Origin of the sequence: Rothia koreensis (assembly GCF_052232265.1) — a bacterium.
GTDB lineage: Bacteria > Actinomycetota > Actinomycetes > Actinomycetales > Micrococcaceae > Rothia > Rothia koreensis.
In genome coordinates this window covers 414,685-434,413 of the sequence record NZ_CP197643.1, presented here as the reverse complement: position 1 = coordinate 434,413, position 19,729 = coordinate 414,685, and the positions used below count along the sequence as shown (strand labels likewise).

Sequence of the window (19,729 nt, the reverse complement as noted above, 5' to 3'; positions counted from 1 at the left end):
CCGTTCACGTATTCACCTCCAGGACTTCAGTTCCATGTCCGCATAATTCAGGTGTGGCACCTGAACTCATCATCCTCGCAATTGTCATCGTCACGGCGTTGGTCTTCGACTTCACCAACGGCTTCCACGACACCGGCAACGCCATGGCAACGTCGATCGCCACGGGCGCACTCAAGCCCAAGGTGGCGGTCGCTCTCTCGGCGATCCTGAACCTGGTCGGAGCGTTCCTCTCCATCGAGGTCGCGAAGACGGTCGGCAAAGAGGTCGTGAACCTGAATCTCACCTCCGGCAGCGACCTGATGATCATCGTGTTCACCGGTTTGGTCGGCGGCATCACCTGGAATCTCCTGACCTGGTTGCTCGGCCTCCCCTCAAGTTCCTCACACGCCCTGTTCGGCGGCCTCATCGGTGCCACGATTGCCGGTCTCGGACTCAGCGGCGTCCTGTGGACCAGCATTGTCGCCAAGGTCATCATCCCCGCGGTCGCTGCCCCGCTGGTCGCGGGAATCATCTCGACGGTCGGCACGGCCCTCATCTACCGCTTCACGCGCTCCGTGGGCGACGAGCAGAAGGAACGCGGGTTCCGCTGGGGACAGGTCGGCACCGCATCGCTGGTGTCACTGGCCCACGGGACCAACGACGCCCAGAAGACCATGGGCGTGATTTTCCTGGCCCTGGTCGCCTCTTCCTCGATCGATCCGAGCGCCGACATCCCCTTCTGGGTCAAGCTCACCTGCGCCGCGGCGATCGCCCTGGGAACCTACCTCGGCGGATGGCGGATCATCCGCACCCTGGGCAAGGGTCTCGTGGAAATCGAGTCCCCGCAGGGCATGGCCGCCGAGGGTGCCTCCGCAGCCATCATCCTGACCTCCTCCCACTTCGGTATGGCCCTCTCGACGACCCACGTGGCCACGGGATCGATCCTGGGCACCGGTCTCGGCCGCAAGGGTGCCGAGGTTCGGTGGGGAGTAGCCGGTCGGATGGTTGTCGCCTGGATCATCACCATTCCGGCGGCCGCGCTCGTCGGCGCCGTCACCTGGTTCATCGGGCACATGGTTGCCATGGTCTCCAACGAACTCGTGGGTGCGTTGGTCATCTTTGCCCTGCTCGTGGTGCTTGCCGGGTACATGTGGCACCGCTCCCGCCAGGCCCCCGTCACGCACGACAACGTCAACGACCAGTGGGTCGAGGAAGAGCCTGAGACGCCGGTCGTGGAACAGGCCGAGACGCCCGACCAGGACAACGCCTTGACCGGAACCATGGTTCACGCCAAGGTGGGCGAGATCATCGGTCACGATTCACGAGCCGGCGCCCACAAGCACTTTTCCAACCAGTAACCCGGGAGTCCGAGCATGAACTTTCTCCACCTTCTCTCGAACCTCGTTCCCGTGACGATCGCGGGATTGCTCCTCGGCGCCGGCCTCCCCGCGCTCTTTGCCTTGGGGATGCGGATCTCTGCCGGACAGACGCAACGGACCGAGGACGGCGGCGTCATCCAGGTGCGCCCTCCCTCCACGGCCATGAGAGCCATCGGAGGGCTGATCTTCGCGATCATCCTGGTGGCCATCGTGATGGGCATCCTCTGGATTGCCAAAGATTTTCTGTTCCACATGACAGGATTCAATTTCCTGGGTCTCGCCAAGAAGTAGGGACCGCACCGGAGCTCTAGGAAAGGGGGCGACATGCGAAACCTTGCTGCCTCCGTGATCAGATGGCTCCGAGCCGGCTACCCCAATGGCCTGCCGTCGCAGGACTACGTGCCGCTCGTCGCCGTCCTCCGGCGGAGGCTGGCCGAGGACGAAGTCGTCGAGATCTGCCGCCAACTCATTGCCGAAGGCGTCATGCCGGCCGGCAGCGTGGACATCGGCGTCGAAATCACGAAAATTACCGACGAGATGCCATTGCCGGGCGACGTCGCCCGCGTCGAGGAACATTTGCGGCACGTCGGCTGGGATCTCTGACCCCACATACCATGGCCGACTGCGCCGGGCCTCCGCTCCGGAAGGTGCCGTCCTCAGACATCCATGGTTCCGGAACAGCCATCAGACCAACAAAAAACGCCGCCGCGCTCGATGAGCGCGGCGGCGTGGTGCGGCGTCCAGGACGCCGGGGCAGTCAGTTATTTACTTGTCATCCTGTCCCGACTTCGGAGCCTGGTGCTTGCCCGCGGGCTTTTCCTCGGTGTTGCTCTGCGAGGCCTCACCCTGGCGAGGAGTCGAGGACTTGGTCTCGTCAGCCTTCTTGGTTTCCGAGGCCTTGTCCGCTGCGGGCGTGCCCTGAACCGGAGTGGCCGGCTTGTCCATCGGAGCACCGGGAGCCGGGTGGCTCGTGTCCTTGGGATCGTTCAGGGACTTGACCTCCTGGTTGGAAGGCGCGGCGGCCGAGGACGGCTTGCTCACCTTCTGCTCCGCAGGATCTGCCTTGGCCCCGGCGGCCGAGGAATCGGCGGAATCCTTGGCGGCGGGCTTCTTCTCTGCATCCGCCGGAGTCTTCCAGGGATCCTCGACCGGGCGGGAGGCACGCCACGCGGCGACGCCGGCAGCGGTGGCCGCAGCGAGCAACCCGAAGAAGACGAGGCCCTTGTGCGACTTCTTGTTGGCCTTCTTCTGCTGCTTGGCGAATTCCTCGGCCCGCTTCGCGGCTGCCTTCTGTGCCTTCTTCACGGACTTCTTGTCACCGGTGACCTTGGCCGCCAGTGCCTCGACCTGAGGGTGGGCCTCGGTGGAGTTCAGCTTGTCTGCGATGGCCGTGGCCGCCTCGCCGGCGCGCTCGCGACCTTTGGCCACGGCGTTCTCGACGGCCGGGGTCGCACGATCGATCTGCTCCTGGATACGGGGTGCAACCTCCTTCTGCGCCCAGTCGTTTGCCTGATCGGCCCGCTGCTGCAACTTGTTGCTCAGCTCGTTGACCTTGTCGACACCCTCGGAGTAGCGGGCGTTCGCCGTCTTCCGGGCCTCTTTCGCGGCCTGCTGGGCCTTCTTTTCAGCCTTCTTCTGGCATCCCATGAGTTACCTCCTCGTGGATCCGGTGCGCAGACAGAATCTCTGTCGGCGCCATCCGTGGAAAACGGGATGTTTTACCGAGTCAGTTGTAGTCCACTCTCAGGATATGTAATACGGCCCGACGTGTCCCCAACCTCAAGGGGTGGGAGCGTGTTGTTTTCACTGTAGGCGGAACAGTGTTGGGGGTAGGGCGGCATCATGGGAAAATATTTGTCATGACTGCGATTCCCACTGCCAAAGCGACCCTTCACACGAACCACGGCGACATCGTGGTTAACCTGTTCGGTCACCAAGCACCCAAAACCGTCAAGAACTTCGTCGGTTTGGCCGATGGTTCCCAGGAATGGACCGATCCCAAGACCGGCGAGAAGAAGAACACCCCGCTCTACGAAGGCGTGATCTTCCACCGCATCATCCGGGACTTCATGGTCCAGGGCGGCGACCCGCTCGGCCAGGGAATTGGCGGTCCCGGCTACCAGTTCGACGACGAGATCAGCCCGGACCTGAACTTCAACGAGCCCTACATGCTGGCCATGGCCAACGCCGGCATCCAGAACGGCAAGGGAACCAACGGCTCCCAGTTCTTCATTACCACCGTTCCGACCACGTGGCTCCAGGGCAAGCACACCATCTTCGGTGAAGTTGCCGATGACGATTCCAAGAAGGTCGTCGACGAGATCGAGGGCGTGGCCACGGGAATGATGGACCGTCCGGTCGAGGACGTCGTCATCAAGAACATCGATATCGAACAACTCTGAGTCCGAGAACATCGGCACCGGGAGAACCCGGTGTATCGAAGAGCGAGGCCCTTCCGCTGTACTGCGGTTGGGCCTCGTTCTGTCTCTGGGCACGTCACCTTCTGAGAGGAACCCCCGTTCATGAATCAGGAACCGCCACGGTACGGACAACGCGATGAAGCCGCCTCCCACGGTGAAGGCCGGCCGGTCTGTCCCCGGCATCCGGACACCGTCTCCTACGTGACCTGCACTCGGTGCCACCGCCCCGTATGCCCGCGCTGCCAGGTCCAGGCCCCGGTCGGTATCCAGTGCGTGGACTGTGTGCACGAGGTCGACCAGAACGCCCGAGGTCGTGACCATGCGCGGGGGAGAGGCGGGGGACTCCTGCCCGGCGGATCGGGGCTCACCGTGACCTGGACCGTGATCGCTGTGACCGTCGTTGTCTTCGTTCTGCAATGGGTCATCCCGCGGCACCTGGTCCTCAATACCCTGGCCTACGCCCCGATCCTCACCACGGCCGAGCCCTGGCGTCTCCTGACCAGCGGTTTCGTCCATTCGCCGGGGAACCTGCTCCATATCGCGTTGAACATGTACACGTTGTACATCTTCGGTGCCGCTCTTGAACCGCGCATGGGGAGATGGAGATTCCTCGCGGTCTACCTGCTGTCGATCATTGGTGGTTCCTTCGCCGTCTACCTGTTGGCGAGTCCGTACACACTGGTGGTCGGCGCGTCGGGCGGGGTTTTCGGCCTGTTCGGTGCTCTCTTTGCCTGGACCCGGTTCCGCGGAGGCGACACTCGGGGTCTGCTGGTTCTCGTGGCCGTCAACCTGGTGTTCGGGTTCCTGGTTCCAGGGATCGCTTGGCAGGCACACATCGGAGGCCTCGTGGTGGGAGCCGTGATGGCGTGGATCTTCGACATCGCGCAGCATCGTGGCCGGCAAAAGGGACGAGCGGGCGGAAAGATGTGATTACAAGATTTTCCGTGAGCGACAGGTTTTCCACAGGACTTTCCCACAGCTGTTAATAACTACAGGGCTGTAACTCCACATGTGTTAATAACCTTGTGGATAGCGGTCTTGCCCGCCAGATCGAGGAGTTGGGGAGAGAGGTCCGGGGAACCATCCCTCGGTTACCCACACCTGTGGAAAACTCTGTGCACAGTTGGGGATTTCCGGACGGAGCGCAAAGGCCGAAAGTTGTAATTTGTGATCGGCCGGCGGGATCTGTCGGTGCGCTGCCGGCGGCCTCCGGGGCCTTCGGACCCCGATCCGGAAGAACATGAACAATTGACTAACTTCGTTCCATTCGAACAAAAAGGTCAATTACAATACTTCTTTCCCTGAGGCAATAGGACAAATCTTCGAATATCGAGAAGGCGTTCCGGGATTCACATAAATCGTGCGCATCGGCATTGTGCCGGGGATCCACTGACTTGCGTTTGACTAGGGGTGACTGGGGATACCTAAGAAAAAATCACTGTGCTATATTGAGTCCGCCGATTGAAATTCAGGTCGGCTTCCTTGGGTTGTTTGCCTAACCCTGCCGCGGCCCAGGGAACCTGTACACAGGACAACCTTTGGCGGGGGCGAGGTGTTGGATGAGGGTTCTCTTCCTCACAAGACTCCGAGGGTAAGTGGTTTTGCTGACTGGGGTTCCTTGATGGATCTTGCACCAACCGCGCAGGCAAAGAGGAGAAACCCATTTCTCATGGCTCAGCAAATCACTCGTGTTCGCCCAGTTACCCAGTCACACTTCTTCCGCAACACAGGAATCGGATTGGCGACTCTCGGAGCAGTCGCCGGATCCATGACTTCGGCGAACGCCTTCGCAACCGCAACTCCGTCCACTACTCCTTCGACGCCTCAGGTCACGCCGAGCCTGGCGCTGGTGACGTCGCCGTCGGTCTCGCACGACTTCGTGTCTGCGCAGGCTTCCGGCCAGGCGGCACCGGCTGTCCAGCAGCAGGCGCCCGAGCAGGCCGCTCCGGCCCCCTCCGTCCAGGCACAGCCGGCCGACAACACGGTCCAGGAACCGTGGGCACAGCAGTCAGTCGCCCAGGCCGAGCCGGCACCGGCCGAAGCTCCTGCGGCTCCGGCCTCTGACAATGCCACGATCCAACCCGCCGCGGACATCACTCCCGCAGAGGATGCGGCACCTGCCGTTGACGCTGGGGCGGCGCCGTGGGACTCCGGTGCAGCTCAGCAGGATCCGGCTGTGCAGGGCCAGGCCGAGGCGGCCGCTCCCGCCGCGGATGGCACCCAGGTGGGAGCCGATGGCACGATCCAGACGATTCCGGCCGCCGAGACCGACCCGCAGACCGCGGACGGCCTGGCGATCGATCAGACCCAGGCTGCTCCCGCAGACCAGGCCCAGTCGGCCGAGGCCTACAACGGCCAGGCGACCGAGGTCGAGCCTGCGGCGCAGACCGACGCCGTCACCGGCAGCCGTGCACAGGTCGTGCAGGACGCGATGGCGGGCGTGGGCGGTGCCTACGTCTGGGGCGGAAGCGACTACATGGCCTGGGACTGCTCAGGTTTCGTCTCTTATGTCTACGCGCAGTCCGGGGTCAACCTGGATTCGTACACCTACAGCATGGTGAATCAGCTGACCCCGACCGCGAATCCGCAGGCGGGCGACGTCGTCTTCACCAACAACTATGCGCACGTGGGGATCTACCTGGGAGACGGGCAGATGGTTTCTGCTCTCAACCCGGAACAGGGAACCCAGGTCACTGCCGTTGATGGCGGCGGAATGATGACCGTGGACGGGTACTACACGTCCCCGGCCCTCGGCTAAAACGATCGGCAGGCCCTTCACGGGGCGGGGCCGGCTGGCGACCGGACGGGAGGCATCGACTCCCGGACGGGCTCGGCAGCCGGCCCTTTTCCATGTCCACGTGAAAGGGGCAACCGCGCGACGTCGTCCGCGCCTCTGCCCGGACTGTGGATGCTTGAGGGGCTGGGGGCTTGAGGGGCTGGGGCCGGGGGCGATGTCCCTGGGTCCCAGTGGGTGAGGGGCTTGGTCGAACCGCGGCATCCCGTACGGCCTCGAACCGGAGACAAAAAAACCTGTGGCGGGCCACCTTCTCGGGTGGCCCGCCACAGGCAGGTTCAGGCGATGCTGGCCTCAGCCCTTGAGCTTGTTGCCAATATTGCGGGCCGCATCCTTGACCTTCTCCGCGCCGTCCTTCACGGCGGCGCCGAGCTGGTCGCCCTTTCCTTCATTCTTCAAATCATCATTGCCCACGGCTTCGCCGACTTTTTCCTTGGCGTTGCCGGTGGCATCCTGGAACTTGTTGTTGGCTTTGTCCTCGATACCCATACGGGACTCCTTTCTTTGGGGTTCCCTCAGGAATCATCCGAGGGACAAGCAAGAATGACCTCAGGAAGAAGAATTAGTCCTTGTTGCCGAACTTGTCGTTCAGCGCGTCCTTGGCCTTGTCGACATGCTCGTCCTTGACGGTGTCCTTGGCGGTCTTGTCGTTGACGGCGTCCTTGCCCTTGTTCAGAGCGTCGCCTGCCTTGTCACCAATATCGAAACCCATAATCGGCTCCTTTCATCCCGGCGATCCATACTCTGTCAGTGATGCGGATCGCCACTTGCCTTCGACATTAGGGCAAATGGCGAGTGATGTGAACCGCTGGTACGGAACACGGTCCGTTGTTCACCCCTGGCAAAACGTCACGTAGCAATTCCTAAGAATCGCCCAGGTTGTTGTGAGACAAAAGAAAGGTTGTTCAGTTCTTGTGGTGCTGGCGTTCGGGGAGACCGAATTACCGCTTGGCGCGATAGAACTGGTCGGGCCATTCGATGTCCTGACGCAACTCCTGCGCCGCCCTGAGCGCCCACCGAGGATCCCTCAGTGCCTCGCGAGCCAGGCTGACGGCGTCCGCCTGTCCGGTGGCGATGACGTGCTCGGCCTGGACCGCATCCGTGATGATGCCGACCGCGCTCGTGGGCAGCCCGGTTTCGCGGCGGATGTGAGCCGCGAACTCCGTCTGGTATCCGGGAACCGGGCGCACCTGGGGCTGCGGCAGGTTGCCGCCGGACGAGACATCGACCATGTCGACTCCCGCGGCCGCGGCCTGGCGGACGAACTCGGTGATATCCGCCAAGTCGGCGTCGTTGGCCTCACGAGCTGCGTCCGTGCCCGTTTCTTCCTTCCAGTCGACAGCGGAAACCCTGAGCATCAACGGCATGTCATCGGGGATCGCCTCGCGGACCCGGCGGACGACCTCGAGGGGGAACCGCATCCTGTTCTCCAGATCGGCGCCGCCCCAACGATCATCGCGGGTGTTGACGTCCTTCTGGAGGAACTCGTGCAGCAGGTAGCCGTGGGCGGCGTGGATCTGGACGGTGTCCACCCCGGCGTCGACGGCGCGGCGCGCCGCATCAGCGAAAGCCTGGGCGGTCTCGAGGATCTCGGACTCAGTCATCGCACGGGGAGCATCGAACGGCCCGAAGGGCTCGTCCGTGGGGGCCAGCGTGGTCCAGGCGCCGTCCTCCGGGCTGAGAGAACCTTCCGGGTAACCGGGCAGGGCGTGGTACGTGGAGGCCTTTCGTCCGGCGTGAGCCAATTGGATCCCGAACTTCGCACCCTGACCGTGGGTGTGCACGAAGTCCGCGATGTGCGCGAATTCGCGAGCCTGATCGTCATTCCAGAGCCCCAAGTCCCCTGGCGAGATGCGGCCCTCGGGGACAACGCCGGAAGCCTCGGCGATGATCAGTCCGAAGCCTCCGGTCGCGAAGGAGCCCAGGTGCATGAGGTGCCAATCGGTCGGGATGCCGTCGTCGGCCGCGCTGTACTGGCACATGGGGGCGACGAAGGCGCGGTTCTTGAATTCAAGACCGCGCAGGGTCAACGGCTGGAAGAGATACGAGTACGCCATGGGGTCGCCTTTCGAGGGACGATGTGTTGCAGAGTGCGCCCATCGCAACTTGGCACGACGGGTTGTTATTCCCCTTCACCGGGTGCAGGGCCCTCACTGTCGCGCATCGCACACCCCGGAGCGACCGAGACGACATCACGTTTTGATAAAGACCCGCGTGCCACCTTGTGAGGTGTACTCGCGAGTGTTTTATTTGAACCCGTCGATATCGACGGATGTGTGCGCACATCGCATATTCGGCCGCATGCGCCTGCAATGCGGCGGAATCAAGGGAATGAACCACGTGAGCCAGGCACGGGGGCGGATCGGTTGAGTGCCGCTCCGTCCCCGCTCCCACGTGCCGCTCCGATCCCCGGTCTCGCGTGCCGGGCAACCCGCGGCCTGGCACTCCGGCGTCGAGTCCTAGAGATCTCGGTTCGCGGGACGCCCTGGGGCCAGCGGCAGGAACACCGGTTTCTCATATCCTCGATCGGCGAAAGCGTCCGCGACGGCCTGGGCCGTCTCGGGGACGCGCTCGCGGGTCGTCAGGGCCAGGACGGCGCCGCCGAATCCTCCGCCGACGAGTCGCGCACCCAGCGCATCGTGATCCAGGCACGTGTCGACGGCGACGTCGAGCTCGTCGCGCGACGCCCCGAGGTCGTCCCTCATGGATGCGTGCGAGGTTGTGAACAGTTGACCGAGCTCCCGCCACGTTTCCGGTGTGGTGGGGGTTCGATCCGTGAACAGGGTTCGGGCCCGCTCGACGAGCATCATGTCCGTGAAGACGTGTTTGGTCCAGCCGTAGAGCTTGTCCTCGCCGAGGCCCTCGAGCACACCCGGAACCCGGGCGCAATGCTCGAGCGTGTCCGCGACGGTCGATTCTCGCGCCCGGCGTGCCTCCTCGGCATCGAGGTCCGGGAAACCCAGGTCGTCAGGAAGCAGGGCACGCAGGTTCTCAGCACCCGTGGCCTGCCTGAGGTCCTCGCAGGCATTGCGGCGGCTCGAATACTGCCCGTCCGCCAGATCGTGGGGCGCGCGGGTGTCGATCACGAGAAAGGCCAGTCCGGCCCCGGTCACGTTGACGTCCACGGGTTCGAACGAGAAGTCACGGAAGTCGATGACCATCGCCTGTCCGGGAAGCGACCGCAACGATGTTGTCTGGTCGAGGCCACCGGTCACGGCACCCGCGACCTCGTTCTCCGCCCGCATACAGACTCGGGCGAGGCGAGCACGGAGGTCGTCGTTGTCCGGGCCGCAACCACCGACCGGGAGCGGCTCGAGAGATGCCTCGGTCCGGAGCGGACAGGAGAGTTCGAGCAGAGCCAGGGCGGTCGAGCACTCGAGCGCCGCGGAGGAGGAGAGACCACCACCGACGGGAACGGTGGAATCGATGAGAAGATCCGCTCCGAAGTCCGGGGGCAAGGAAATGTCCTCGCCGCCTTCCTGATTCATCGACCAGGCGACGCCGCCGACGTACCCGAACCACCCGGAGACCGTGCCCGGAGCGATCTCGCGCAGGGGGCGCTCGACCGGGGTGGGCATCTGCAAGGACTCCGCATGGAGGATGCCGTCACGGCGCAGTCGGCCGGCGATGAGGGCTCTGTACGGGAGAGGGGTGGGGAAACAGGACCCACCGTTGAAATCGACGTATTCGCCCAGGAGATTCAGGCGGCCGGGGGCGGACCAGATGCCGTCCGGTTCCGATCCGTACCTCTCGACGAAAGCCTCACGCAACGATTCCACCTGCGCGGTGTGGTCCGGCAAGGTGGCCCACTGGGCCGCGATCGAGGCCTCGGTCATGGAGTTGTACCTGAATTCTTCTTCTCGGTGATGTGATTCGGCGAAGAGCCGGGACGCGTCCGGCCACGGCACTCGCTGCGGACTGCCAGGTTCACTGGGCGCGCTATACATTGTAGGGCGAGGTCCCCGCCGTCCCCGTTACTGTTCGGATGCCTCGTCGAGCACACCCCGAATGACAGCCCGGACTCCGAACTCGCACGCGCGCGCATCCTGGATGTCGCGGGCTCCCGAATCCTCGGCCGGCGCGGAGGACGCCTCGAGCCTGAGTCGGTTGTGCTCCGTCGAAACGAACCCCAGGACCGTGTGCAGGACGGTTCTGGCCGCCCAATCCGCGTGGGTCGGGCTGATCGATCCGCGCTCGAAGGTCTCGCGCATCGCCACGAACGAGGAGACAGACTCCTGGTCCGCCGCCAGGGCGATCCCGATGACGTCCGCACCGTCCTGGTACCGCAGTACGGCCTCCCTGGCCGCACGTGCCTGTTCGACGACGGTCTCGGTGACCTCGCGCTCGCTGACCCCCTGGGTATGGGGCGAATCCCCCGGGTCATTCCGTGACACAGCCGGAGCGGGCCCAAGCATCCTGCCCGCCAGACGGGTGAGCAGCTCCTGCTTGTTCCTGACGTGGTAGTACAGCGCTCCTGGGGCGACGCCGAGCTCCGTGGCGAGCCTGCGCATGGACAGGTCGCCCAGCCCGTAGTCGCTCAGCAACGACAGGGCTGTTTCGAGGATGCGTTCACGGGTGAGGGCCACGGGACGAGTCTACCGATTCGATTCCCGTGCCCTCACTCGGTCCCGTGGTTCTCAGGCGGAGAGAGCCTCGGAGACCGCCGCGTTGAAAGCGTCGATGTCGTTGGGGTTGCGGCTCGTGATGAGGTTGCCGTCCACTACGACCTGCGAGTCCTCCCACGAGGCACCGGCGTTGATCAGGTCGGTGCGAATGGACTCGAACGACGTGAGCCGTCGACCGCGGGCCAGCTCCGCCTGAGCCAGGATCCACGGTGCGTGGCAGATCGCCGCCACGGTCTTCTCCTGATCGAAGAAGGCCTGGACGAAGTCGGTGGCGCCCTCGGCGATCCGCAGCGTGTCGGCATTGATGGTGCCGCCGGGCAGAACCAGCGCGTCGAATTCCTCGGGCTTCGCTTCGGACAGCGGCAGGTCCACGTCGAAGGAATCGCCGTGGTCCCAGTCGCCGTTCATCGCCGTCAGTGTGCCCTCCGCGGGAGAGACGATCACGGTCTGCGCGCCGGCGTCGTCGAGCGCCTTGCGCGGACGGGTCAGTTCGACTTCCTCGACGCCATTGGTCAGAAGGAATGCGATTTTCTTTCCGGACAGGTCTGACATGATCCAATACCCCTTTTCTGTGTGGTGTTGTCGAGACCAATCTATGGCTCGGACGATGGCTTGGGAACAGGTGTGCGCTCACAGCCAACCGGCCGCTGATGGCCCGAAACGCGGGAACCGTCACCACTTGAACGGTGTTCAAAAACACGGTTCAATGCATCCATGCACACTTCGTACACGGAACTCGCTCACAGGATCTCGGAAGGCCACCGGTTGACCCGCGATGAGGCCCTGGAAATCCTTTCGGCCGACGACGCAGCAACCTTCGACGTCGTCCACGCCGCCTCCACCCTGCGACACCAACACTTCGGCAACACCGTCAAGGTCAACTACCTGGTCAATCTGAAGTCCGGGCTGTGCCCGGAAGATTGCTCGTACTGTTCCCAGCGCCTCGGCTCGGCGGCCGAGATCCTGAAGTACTCATGGATCAAGCCCGAAGAGGCCGTGCGTCAGGGGAGCCTGGGCGTGGTCGGAGGGGCGTCACGCATCTGCATGGTCGCGAGTGGCAAGGGGCCGACCGACCGCGACGTCGACCGTGTGTCTCGCATGATCGAGGGGCTCAAGGAATCCAACCCCGATATCGAAGTGTGCGCGTGCCTCGGCATCCTGAAGGACGGTCAGGCCCAGCGACTGAAACAGGCCGGAGCGGATGCGTACAACCACAACCTGAACACGTCCGAGGACCACTACGCCGAAATTTGCTCGACGCACTCCTTCTCGGAACGCGTCGCGACCGTGAATCAGGCGCACGACGCCGGGCTTCAGGCCTGCTCGGGTCTGATCGTCGGTATGGGGGAGAGCCCCGAGCAGCTGGTCGACGCCGTGTTCTCCCTGGTGGAACTGGATTCCGAATCGATTCCCGTCAACTTCCTGATGCCTTTCGAAGGAACCCCTCTCGAGGGAACCTGGGAGCTCACCCCGCTCAAGTGCCTGAGGATCCTCTCCATGGTCCGTTTCGCGGCACCCGACAAGGAGATCCGTATGGCGGGAGGGCGCGAGATGCACCTGCGTTCGCTCCAGCCGACCGCATTGCGCGTGGTCAATTCGCTCTTCCTGGGCGACTACCTGACGAGCGAGGGGCAATCCGCCGTGGACGATCTCCGCATGATCCAGGACTCAGGGTTCGTGGTCCTCGGGGCGGAGGATCGGGACCTCGTGGCCGAGCACGAAGCATACCTCCAAGCGCATCAGCAGGATCTGTCCGATGCGGATACCGGTGCCGAAGAGTCCACGGCACCTGCCCAGGCCGTGGCGCCCTGCGGACAGGTCGCGAGTTGCTCGAAGGAGAATGGTGCTTCGGGGTCCGTCCCCCTGACGATCCGACGGCGCGGCGTCGGAACCTCCGTCGCCCCGAATGTCTGAGGCGGAATAGAGACACTTCGGGCCGAGGTGGCACTCGCGTGCACGAATTCGGTAAAAATCTGCACAAAAATGCCACTTCGGCGTGGGGACGGGCGATCGTGTGACGCGCGCATGGGGCCAGTCCGATAAAGTGGTCCCACTGTGGATTTCTTGATCGTCGTCATCGTGATTCTGTTGGCGACCCTCGTCCTCGTGGGGGTCGGCGACAGATTCAACCTGCCGTGGCCGGTCCTGCTGACCCTCGCCACGGCCGCGATGATTTTCATCCCGGGCGTTCCGAACGTCAAGGTCCAGCCCGAACTCATTCTGCCGATCTTCCTGCCGCCCCTGTTGTGGGCGCTCGGCCAACGGGCCAGTTGGCAGATGTTCCGGACCAACTGGCGTGCGATCGTGACCTACTCGGTCGTCCTGGTCACCCTCACCATCCTTGCGGTCATGTGGACGTCCATGGTCTTCATCCCCGGGATGACGGTCGCCGCGGCCGTCGCGATCGGTGCCGCCGTCGCGCCGCCCGACCCCGTGGCCGTGGAAGCCGTGTCGGAACCCGTGGGCATCCCCCGACGAATCGTCGCGACGCTCCAGACCGAGGGGCTCTTCAACGACGCCGTCTCCCTGGTCGCCTTCCAGGCCGCGCTCGCGGCCATCACGGTCAACAGCCATCTGTCCGCACCGTTGCTGGTTCTCGAATTCCTGTACACGGCCGTCGCTGCCGTGGCGATCGGCCTGTTCTTCGGGTGGCTCGGCGGAGTCGCGCGTCGTCACCTCAACTCGAGCGTCGCCCGGTCCGGATTGACCCTGATTATTCCGTTTGCCGTATATATCGCTTCGGAGGAAGTGCACGCCTCCGGCGTCATCGCCGTGGTGGTCGCGGCCGTTCAGATGTCCAGCACGATGGGCGACCTGGAACCCGAGGACCGACTGACCGGTACCGCATTCTGGGAAGTCATCGAAATGCTGATCACCGGCGTCGCCTTCGGCCTGATTGGGCTCCAGGTGCGTCAGGTGATCGTCGATGCCGGGGACCGCATCGGGGAGATGATCCTTCACGGAGGCATCATCGCCGCGGTCGTGATTCTGCTCCGCCTGGCCTGGATGGTTCTGATCGTGGCCTTCAATCACGTCAAGAAGAGCCAGTCGATGACGCCACGATCCCTGGGCGAGGCGCTCGTGATGACCTGGTCCGGAATGCGCGGACTCGTGACCTTGGCCCTGGCACTTTCCCTGCCGGCCGAGGGATTCGGATTCCGATCCGAGGTCCTGGTGATCGCGACGATGGTTCTTCTGTTCACCATGGTTTTCCCGGGTCTGACCCTGCCGATCCTGGTCAAGATGCTCGGACTGGATCGGGAGGACCACCAGGACCGTCAGGAGCGCGAGCTGCTCGAGCGGGCCCGGCGCGCGGCCATGCAGGCCGTGCGGCAGCACTCCGAAGATGCGCCGCCGGAAGTCGTGTCGATGGTTTCCGACATCTACCGGCGCATGGTTCCGAAGAGCCCGCAAGAGGTCGAGAACCAGGAGCTCTACGAGGCTCAGGTGGCTGAGAGGAACAAACGGCGGAAGCTCTTCGCCACCATGAGAGACACGGCCCTCAGCGCGGCCCAGGACGAAATCATCAGCGCGCGCTCCGATCGAGGCGTGGACCCGGCGACTGTCGACCATGTGCTCCGCAAACTCGACCAGATGTCGGCGGTCCAGAACCCCGACATGGCCACGATCCTTCCCGGTTTCCAGCCCGGTTTCACGTCCCCGCCACCGGGCAAGACCCAGGACAGGACCCAGCCCCCGACCCGGAAGACGCCACGGTCCGACGCCTAGCCATGTGTTGAGCCGGAACTGAGCCTCTCGCTGGACATCCGCATTTATCTCGCTAACCTATATGAGGTGTTTACAGCGGGTGGCCCACGCCATACATGGGGGTCCCCACCATCAAATACTCGGCCATTGCCGGGGCGCATTGCCCGCCGCCGCTCGGCCGCAGGAGGAAGATCGTGAAGTCCGATGTCAACCTCAATCTCAAGGATGAATTGCCCGATTCGCCGCGTCGGCTCAAGGCCGATGACTGCATCGTCGTCGACAAACCCCGGCTGATTCGTTCCCAGATTGGTGCTGGTGTCGGAAACTTCATGGAGTGGTACGACGTCGGGGTCTACGGCTATCTGGCCACCGTCATGACGAAAGTCTTCACCGCGGGGATGGGCGAGACCGTGGGCCTGCTGGTCACGCTTCTCGGTTTCGCGGTGTCCTTCCTCGTACGCCCGCTCGGCGGAATGATCCTCGGCCCCCTGGGAGACAAGATCGGGCGCCGGTCCGTCATGCTGTTCACCATCATGATGATGGCCGTGGCCACGGTCCTCATCGGCTGTTTGCCAAGCGCCGACTCCATCGGCCTCTGGGCGGTCGTCCTGCTGTACGTCCTGCGCATGATCCAGGGCTTCTCCACGGGCGGCGAGTACGCCGGTGCCGCAACCTACATCGCGGAATACGCACCCGACCGCAGCCGCGGAGTCTGGACCTCCTTGCTCAACAGCGGCTCCCAGCTCGGATTCGCGGCAGGGGCCGGCGTCGTCGCCGCGACCACCGCGATCGCCACCAACCTGTGGGGCGAGAACGCGATGGTCGACGGCGCATGGCGCATTCCGTTCCTCTTCGCCGCCATCCTGGGCATCGTGGCGATGCTCGTGCGCAGCGGCATCACGGAGTCGCCGAGCTTCGAGAAAGCCCGTGACATCAAGGAGAACCCGAACTCCAGCCCGATCTTCGTGCGCCACAACCTGCGCAACGTGATCCGCCACTACTGGCCCCAAATCGTCATCGGGATCGCGATCATCGGTGCGGACGGAGCCTGCTCGTACACACTGACGAGCTACATGCCGACCTACCTCGAGACGCAGATTGGTATGGCCACGTTCCATACCGCGACGGCCACCGTGGTCATCCTCCTCATGCAGGCCGTGCTGTTGCCGGTCTTCGCCAGGATCTCGGACAGAATCGGTCGACGCCCCATGTACTTCACCGCCGCGATCTCGAACCTCATTCTGCTGATCCCGGCCTTCGCCCTCTTCCACACCGGGACCCTGTGGGCGTTGTACGCGGGCCTCATCCTCATCATGGTTCCGGGGACGATGTACCTGTCCATCAACGCGGCCGTGCAGTCCGAACTGTTCCCGACTGCCTCGCGGTACGCCGGCGTGGGCATGACGCAGAACTTCGCCGTATCGATCATCGGCGGAACCGTGCCGCTGGTCAGCCAGTTCCTCGTGGACATCACGGGCAACAGCTACGTCCCCGCGTTCTACGTGATGCTGTTCTCGGTCTTGGCCGTCGTCGCGACGCTGTTCCTCCGGGAATCCGCCGGCCGGCCCCTCATCGGCTCGGTGCCCATGGTCTCGACGCGGCGCGAGGCTCTGGAGCTCGAGAAGGGGCAGGACGACGACGAGTCCATTGACACCGCGACGATGCTCCTGAAGTAGTTGCCCCGTCCGGCCTCGGGCCGGGCTTATCGCCGGCACAGCGGGTCATGATGAAATAGGAGTATGAATTATCGCGTCTTCCTCACTCCCGCGTATCTGACCTCTTTGCTCGTGCTCCTCGTGGGGGCGATTCTCATCACCGCCCATCTGGGAGTCCTGGGGTGGATCCTGGTTCTGGCAGGGGTCGCCCTCAACGTCGTTGCATCCATGGTGAGCCACAACCGCGAGGAGCTCCGCCGTGCCGAAAGCGAGGGCCGGACCCCGGCGTCGTAGGGCCCGGAGGCCGCCTGGTCTTCGACTGACGGCACAAGAAGACCCGGGGCCGCGACAGTGGTCGCGACCCCGGGTCGAAGTCTTCCGTGCCTCCCCAGGGCCTAATCGTTGAGCAGGCGTTCGCGCACGCGAGCGAAAATGCGTTCCACGGATTCGGCCTCTTCGACGGTGACGAGGTCCGCGACGATCTCCTCCACGTGGCGGCCGTGCATCTCACGAGCCTCGAGGAAAACCTCGAGGCCGTGCTTCGTCAATTCGGCGAACCCGGCCCGGCCGTCCGAGACGTCCTCGATGCGACGCAAAATCCCCTTGTCGCAGAGGACCCCGACTTGATAACTCAGCCGTGACGGTGAGAAGACCATGATGTGGGCGATGTCCCCGAGCCGCATGCGGTTGTCGGGCGCGTTGTACAACAACTGGCAGACGTCGTAGTCGGCCAGGCGCAACGGCGTGTCCTTGCGGAGCAACTGATCGAGGCGGTTCGTGAGCATCTGCGATGTCTCGAAGAACTGTCGCCACGAGGCCGTTCTTATTCGTGCATCAGTATCAACTGGTTCCTGTTGCAACTCTGTCACTTGATTCCCCCTTGGTGGTCCATTTGTGTGCGGAGCCATCCGTCCCGCGCGGCAACGCGAGGTGACGGCTATGACGCCACAAATTCAAAGAGTACTCGCAATTCTGCCCGTCAAGGCATTCGCTTCACAGTGTTATGTGACCTTCCTGTGAGAAGGGCCGCACCCGCAGGGGGATGCAACGCCCCTAGTCAGAGCATGATTCAGCGGTCCAGGAAAGCGAGGACCGCACGTACGCGCCGATTCCCGGCATCGGTATCCAGGCCCAGCTTGTCGAAGATGTTTCCAATGTGTTTGGCGACGGTCGCCGAAGAAACATAGAGTTCCTGTTCGATTTCCGTGTTCGCTTTCCCCTCGGCCATGAGTTTGAGAATCTCGAGCTCCCGCGGCGTCAGCTTGTCCATCGCGGTGGATCTGCTGTCCGCCGCGGCATTGCCCATGAGGTGTTTGACGACGTCGGGATCGATCACGGTCCCGCCCTCGGCCACGGTCTCCAGGGCGCGTGCGAAGTCCTCGATCTTGCCCACCCGATCCTTGAGCAAATACCCCAGCGCCGAGGAATCCGAGGAGAACAGCTCACGGGCGTAGGCCGACGCAATGTACTGCGAGAGAACCAGGACGGGGAGCTGCGGATACTTCGCTCGAAGCGAATGCGCTGCTTGCAATCCGTCCGACGAGTTGTTCGGGGGCATACGAACGTCGGTGATCACGACGTCGACCCCTTCCTCGCTCTGTGCCTGGTCCACCGCTGTCAGCAGCCCGGGGGCGTCCCCGACCTCACGGATCACCTCGTGCCCGAGGCGTTTGAGGACCATCACGAGTCCTTCGCGGAGGAGGGTCGAATCTTCGGCGAGAACGATGCGCACGGTGACCTTTCTGAGGAGGTTGCTGTGTCGGCGGGGAAGGGGGTGATCTAGGGGCGATGGGCGGTGGCGGCCTCGTCGTCGACCGCGGGTGGGTTCTCCCCCAAGGGTATCGATCCGTAGAGCGTGGTCGGGCCGCCCAGGGGCGAAACCAGTCGGACGCTTCCGTCCATGGTCTGCACACGCTCGTTCAGGCCCGAGATCCCGCCGCCCGCGCTGGAGTCGGCACCACCCTGGCCGTTGTCCGTGATCTCGATGGTGAAGACGTTGTTTTCCGTGTAGGCGGTGATCCAGATGGTGTTCGCGGTCGAATGCTTGAGGGCGTTGGTCACAGCCTCGCTCGCGATGTAGTACGCGGTGCGTTGGATATCCTTCGGCAGCCGGTCTTCGGCCCGGTAGACGAGCTCCACCGGAAGCATCGAGTGCGTCGCGAGCTCCTCAAGGGCTGCCCTCAGGCCGTGGTCCTCCAAGACGGCAGGGTAGATTCCTCGAACCGTGTTCCGCAGCGTCTGCAGGGCGTGGTCCATCTGCTCCTGGGCTCGGGAGACCTCGTGCCGGGCGGCGTCGACGTCGATCCCCTGCCTTTCGAGGGATTGGAGCTCGAACTCGGCCATTCCGAGTCTCAGAGTCAGGTTCACGAGTTCCTGTTGGACGCCATCGTGCAGGTCCCGTTCGATGCGTCGTCTTTCCGACTCGAAGGAGTCCATGATGCGCGCCCGGGACGAGGTGAGCTGCCGGACCTGCCGTTCGATCTCCTCGGGCCGGGGGCTCAGGAGGGTCTTCGAGACGGACCCGGTGGTCGCGGCGACCAGGCCGTTGGTGTAGGCGAAGACGATGATCGCCACGACGGCGATGAGCGGGAATTTCCACCAGTCCTCGGGCGTGATGTCGCCGTGGACGACGAGACGGAGGAACGAGAAGACGCCCGGAACCTCGCCCCTCGACAACGTTCTGTCGAAGGAGCCGGTCAAGAACCACAGACCGGCCATGCTCGCCAGGGTGAAAGCTTCGAAGATCAGCAGGATCGTCGAAAAGATCCCGAAGACCCCGGCGACCACGAGGGCCAGCACATTGCGCCAGGAGGCCGGCTCCCGGTACCTGGTCCTGACCCACTCCATGAACGGCTTGAGCGGCATGCTCACATTGGCCTGCGGAACCTCCGGGAAGCCCAGCATCCACAGTCGGCCGCGCTCGATGTATCCGAACCACAGCCCGATGATGGGAAGGAGCGCGAGGGCCAGCACAGGGAATCCGAAGAAGGTGATGCTCAGGAAGGAATCATTCGTCGAGACGAGACCGACGAGCGTGAATGCGGCCACCATTGCGACGAGGAACATCATGGGTTGGAGGAGGAGCGCGCACAGGGCAACCCACGGGCCCGAAGAGACGAGGTACCAAGGGCTCGTCAGCTTGCGCCACATCGATGCTTTCATGGTTCCT

The 19,729-nt window shown here is 63.7% G+C and carries 20 protein-coding genes; 10 read left to right on the top strand and 10 right to left on the bottom strand.

The genetic code is table 11. The features are described from left to right. The first annotated feature begins 53 nt into the window (after positions 1 to 53). The 3 genes from ACTSLZ_RS01935 to ACTSLZ_RS01925 are packed head-to-tail and all read left to right on the top strand — an operon-like array spanning position 54 to position 1,961. Positions 54 to 1,337, top strand: a complete 1,284-nt coding sequence (locus ACTSLZ_RS01935; RefSeq protein WP_443095531.1) for an inorganic phosphate transporter — start codon at positions 54 to 56, stop codon at positions 1,335 to 1,337. Positions 1,338 to 1,352: 15 nt separating this feature from the next. After that, positions 1,353 to 1,649 carry a hypothetical protein gene (locus tag ACTSLZ_RS01930; protein ID WP_129315990.1) on the top strand — a complete coding sequence of 99 codons (297 nt, stop codon included), beginning with the start codon at positions 1,353 to 1,355 and terminating at the stop codon, positions 1,647 to 1,649. A gap of 33 nt (positions 1,650 to 1,682) precedes the next feature. After that, positions 1,683 to 1,961 carry a DUF3349 domain-containing protein gene (locus ACTSLZ_RS01925; RefSeq protein WP_129315991.1) on the top strand — a complete coding sequence of 93 codons (279 nt, stop codon included), beginning with the start codon at positions 1,683 to 1,685 and terminating at the stop codon, positions 1,959 to 1,961. A gap of 162 nt (positions 1,962 to 2,123) precedes the next feature. Here ACTSLZ_RS01925 and ACTSLZ_RS01920 read toward each other — a convergent pair whose 3' ends face one another. Beyond that, positions 2,124 to 3,005: a hypothetical protein gene (locus ACTSLZ_RS01920; RefSeq protein ID WP_193554048.1), complete on the bottom strand. Its 882-nt coding sequence runs from the start codon at positions 3,003 to 3,005 to the stop codon at positions 2,124 to 2,126. A 212-nt stretch (positions 3,006 to 3,217) separates the two neighbouring features. Here ACTSLZ_RS01920 and ACTSLZ_RS01915 point away from each other — a divergent pair, with 212 nt between their 5' ends. The 3 genes from ACTSLZ_RS01915 (at position 3,218) to ACTSLZ_RS01905 (ending at position 6,536) form a co-directional block, all read left to right on the top strand. Then, positions 3,218 to 3,760, top strand: coding sequence for a peptidylprolyl isomerase (locus ACTSLZ_RS01915; protein ID WP_129315992.1), 543 nt, complete (start codon positions 3,218 to 3,220; stop codon positions 3,758 to 3,760). Positions 3,761 to 3,880: 120 nt separating this feature from the next. Then, on the top strand, positions 3,881 to 4,708 hold the full coding sequence (locus ACTSLZ_RS01910; RefSeq protein ID WP_443095530.1) for a rhomboid family intramembrane serine protease: 828 nt from the start codon (positions 3,881 to 3,883) through the stop codon (positions 4,706 to 4,708). Positions 4,709 to 5,546: 838 nt separating this feature from the next. Then, the gene (locus tag ACTSLZ_RS01905) at positions 5,547 to 6,536 is read left to right on the top strand and encodes a C40 family peptidase (protein WP_443095529.1); all 990 of its coding nucleotides are present in this window, start codon (positions 5,547 to 5,549) and stop codon (positions 6,534 to 6,536) included. 330 nt (positions 6,537 to 6,866) lie between these two features. Here ACTSLZ_RS01905 and ACTSLZ_RS01900 read toward each other — a convergent pair whose 3' ends face one another. The 6 genes from ACTSLZ_RS01900 to ACTSLZ_RS01875 all read right to left on the bottom strand — a co-directional run bounded on the left by ACTSLZ_RS01900 (position 6,867) and on the right by ACTSLZ_RS01875 (position 11,749). Then, positions 6,867 to 7,061, bottom strand: coding sequence for a CsbD family protein (locus ACTSLZ_RS01900; protein ID WP_129315994.1), 195 nt, complete (start codon positions 7,059 to 7,061; stop codon positions 6,867 to 6,869). A gap of 73 nt (positions 7,062 to 7,134) precedes the next feature. After that, positions 7,135 to 7,284, bottom strand: coding sequence for a ribosome recycling factor (locus ACTSLZ_RS01895; RefSeq protein WP_443095528.1), 150 nt, complete (start codon positions 7,282 to 7,284; stop codon positions 7,135 to 7,137). Positions 7,285 to 7,513: 229 nt separating this feature from the next. Next, on the bottom strand, positions 7,514 to 8,629 hold the full coding sequence (locus ACTSLZ_RS01890) for an NADH:flavin oxidoreductase/NADH oxidase (RefSeq protein WP_443095527.1): 1,116 nt from the start codon (positions 8,627 to 8,629) through the stop codon (positions 7,514 to 7,516). 402 nt (positions 8,630 to 9,031) lie between these two features. Continuing rightward, positions 9,032 to 10,408, bottom strand: a complete 1,377-nt coding sequence (locus ACTSLZ_RS01885; RefSeq protein ID WP_443095526.1) for a galactokinase — start codon at positions 10,406 to 10,408, stop codon at positions 9,032 to 9,034. A 138-nt stretch (positions 10,409 to 10,546) separates the two neighbouring features. Beyond that, on the bottom strand, positions 10,547 to 11,158 hold the full coding sequence (locus ACTSLZ_RS01880) for a TetR family transcriptional regulator (RefSeq protein ID WP_178979093.1): 612 nt from the start codon (positions 11,156 to 11,158) through the stop codon (positions 10,547 to 10,549). Positions 11,159 to 11,209: 51 nt separating this feature from the next. Continuing rightward, on the bottom strand, positions 11,210 to 11,749 hold the full coding sequence (locus ACTSLZ_RS01875) for a type 1 glutamine amidotransferase domain-containing protein (RefSeq protein ID WP_443095525.1): 540 nt from the start codon (positions 11,747 to 11,749) through the stop codon (positions 11,210 to 11,212). 162 nt (positions 11,750 to 11,911) lie between these two features. On the opposite strand from ACTSLZ_RS01875, the gene bioB reads away from it, so the two are divergent. The 4 genes from bioB (at position 11,912) to ACTSLZ_RS01855 (ending at position 16,854) form a co-directional block, all read left to right on the top strand. Then, entirely contained in the window at positions 11,912 to 13,111 is a 1,200-nt protein-coding gene (gene bioB / locus ACTSLZ_RS01870; protein ID WP_443095524.1) for a biotin synthase BioB, read from the top strand. Between the two features lie 141 nt (positions 13,112 to 13,252). Further along, positions 13,253 to 14,926, top strand: coding sequence for a cation:proton antiporter (locus ACTSLZ_RS01865; protein ID WP_129316001.1), 1,674 nt, complete (start codon positions 13,253 to 13,255; stop codon positions 14,924 to 14,926). Positions 14,927 to 15,099: 173 nt separating this feature from the next. After that, positions 15,100 to 16,581: an MFS transporter gene (locus ACTSLZ_RS01860; RefSeq protein ID WP_443095523.1), complete on the top strand. Its 1,482-nt coding sequence runs from the start codon at positions 15,100 to 15,102 to the stop codon at positions 16,579 to 16,581. A gap of 63 nt (positions 16,582 to 16,644) precedes the next feature. Continuing rightward, positions 16,645 to 16,854 (top strand): hypothetical protein, encoded by a 210-nt coding sequence (locus tag ACTSLZ_RS01855; protein WP_443095522.1) that lies wholly within the window; start codon positions 16,645 to 16,647, stop codon positions 16,852 to 16,854. A 101-nt stretch (positions 16,855 to 16,955) separates the two neighbouring features. Here ACTSLZ_RS01855 and ACTSLZ_RS01850 read toward each other — a convergent pair whose 3' ends face one another. The 3 genes from ACTSLZ_RS01850 to ACTSLZ_RS01840 form a co-directional block, all read right to left on the bottom strand. Further along, positions 16,956 to 17,345 (bottom strand): MarR family winged helix-turn-helix transcriptional regulator, encoded by a 390-nt coding sequence (locus ACTSLZ_RS01850; protein WP_443095521.1) that lies wholly within the window; start codon positions 17,343 to 17,345, stop codon positions 16,956 to 16,958. Positions 17,346 to 17,629: 284 nt separating this feature from the next. Beyond that, the gene (locus tag ACTSLZ_RS01845; protein ID WP_443095520.1) at positions 17,630 to 18,292 is read right to left on the bottom strand and encodes a response regulator; all 663 of its coding nucleotides are present in this window, start codon (positions 18,290 to 18,292) and stop codon (positions 17,630 to 17,632) included. A 47-nt stretch (positions 18,293 to 18,339) separates the two neighbouring features. Then, the gene (locus tag ACTSLZ_RS01840; RefSeq protein WP_443095519.1) at positions 18,340 to 19,722 is read right to left on the bottom strand and encodes a sensor histidine kinase; all 1,383 of its coding nucleotides are present in this window, start codon (positions 19,720 to 19,722) and stop codon (positions 18,340 to 18,342) included. Positions 19,723 to 19,729: the final 7 nt, after the last annotated feature.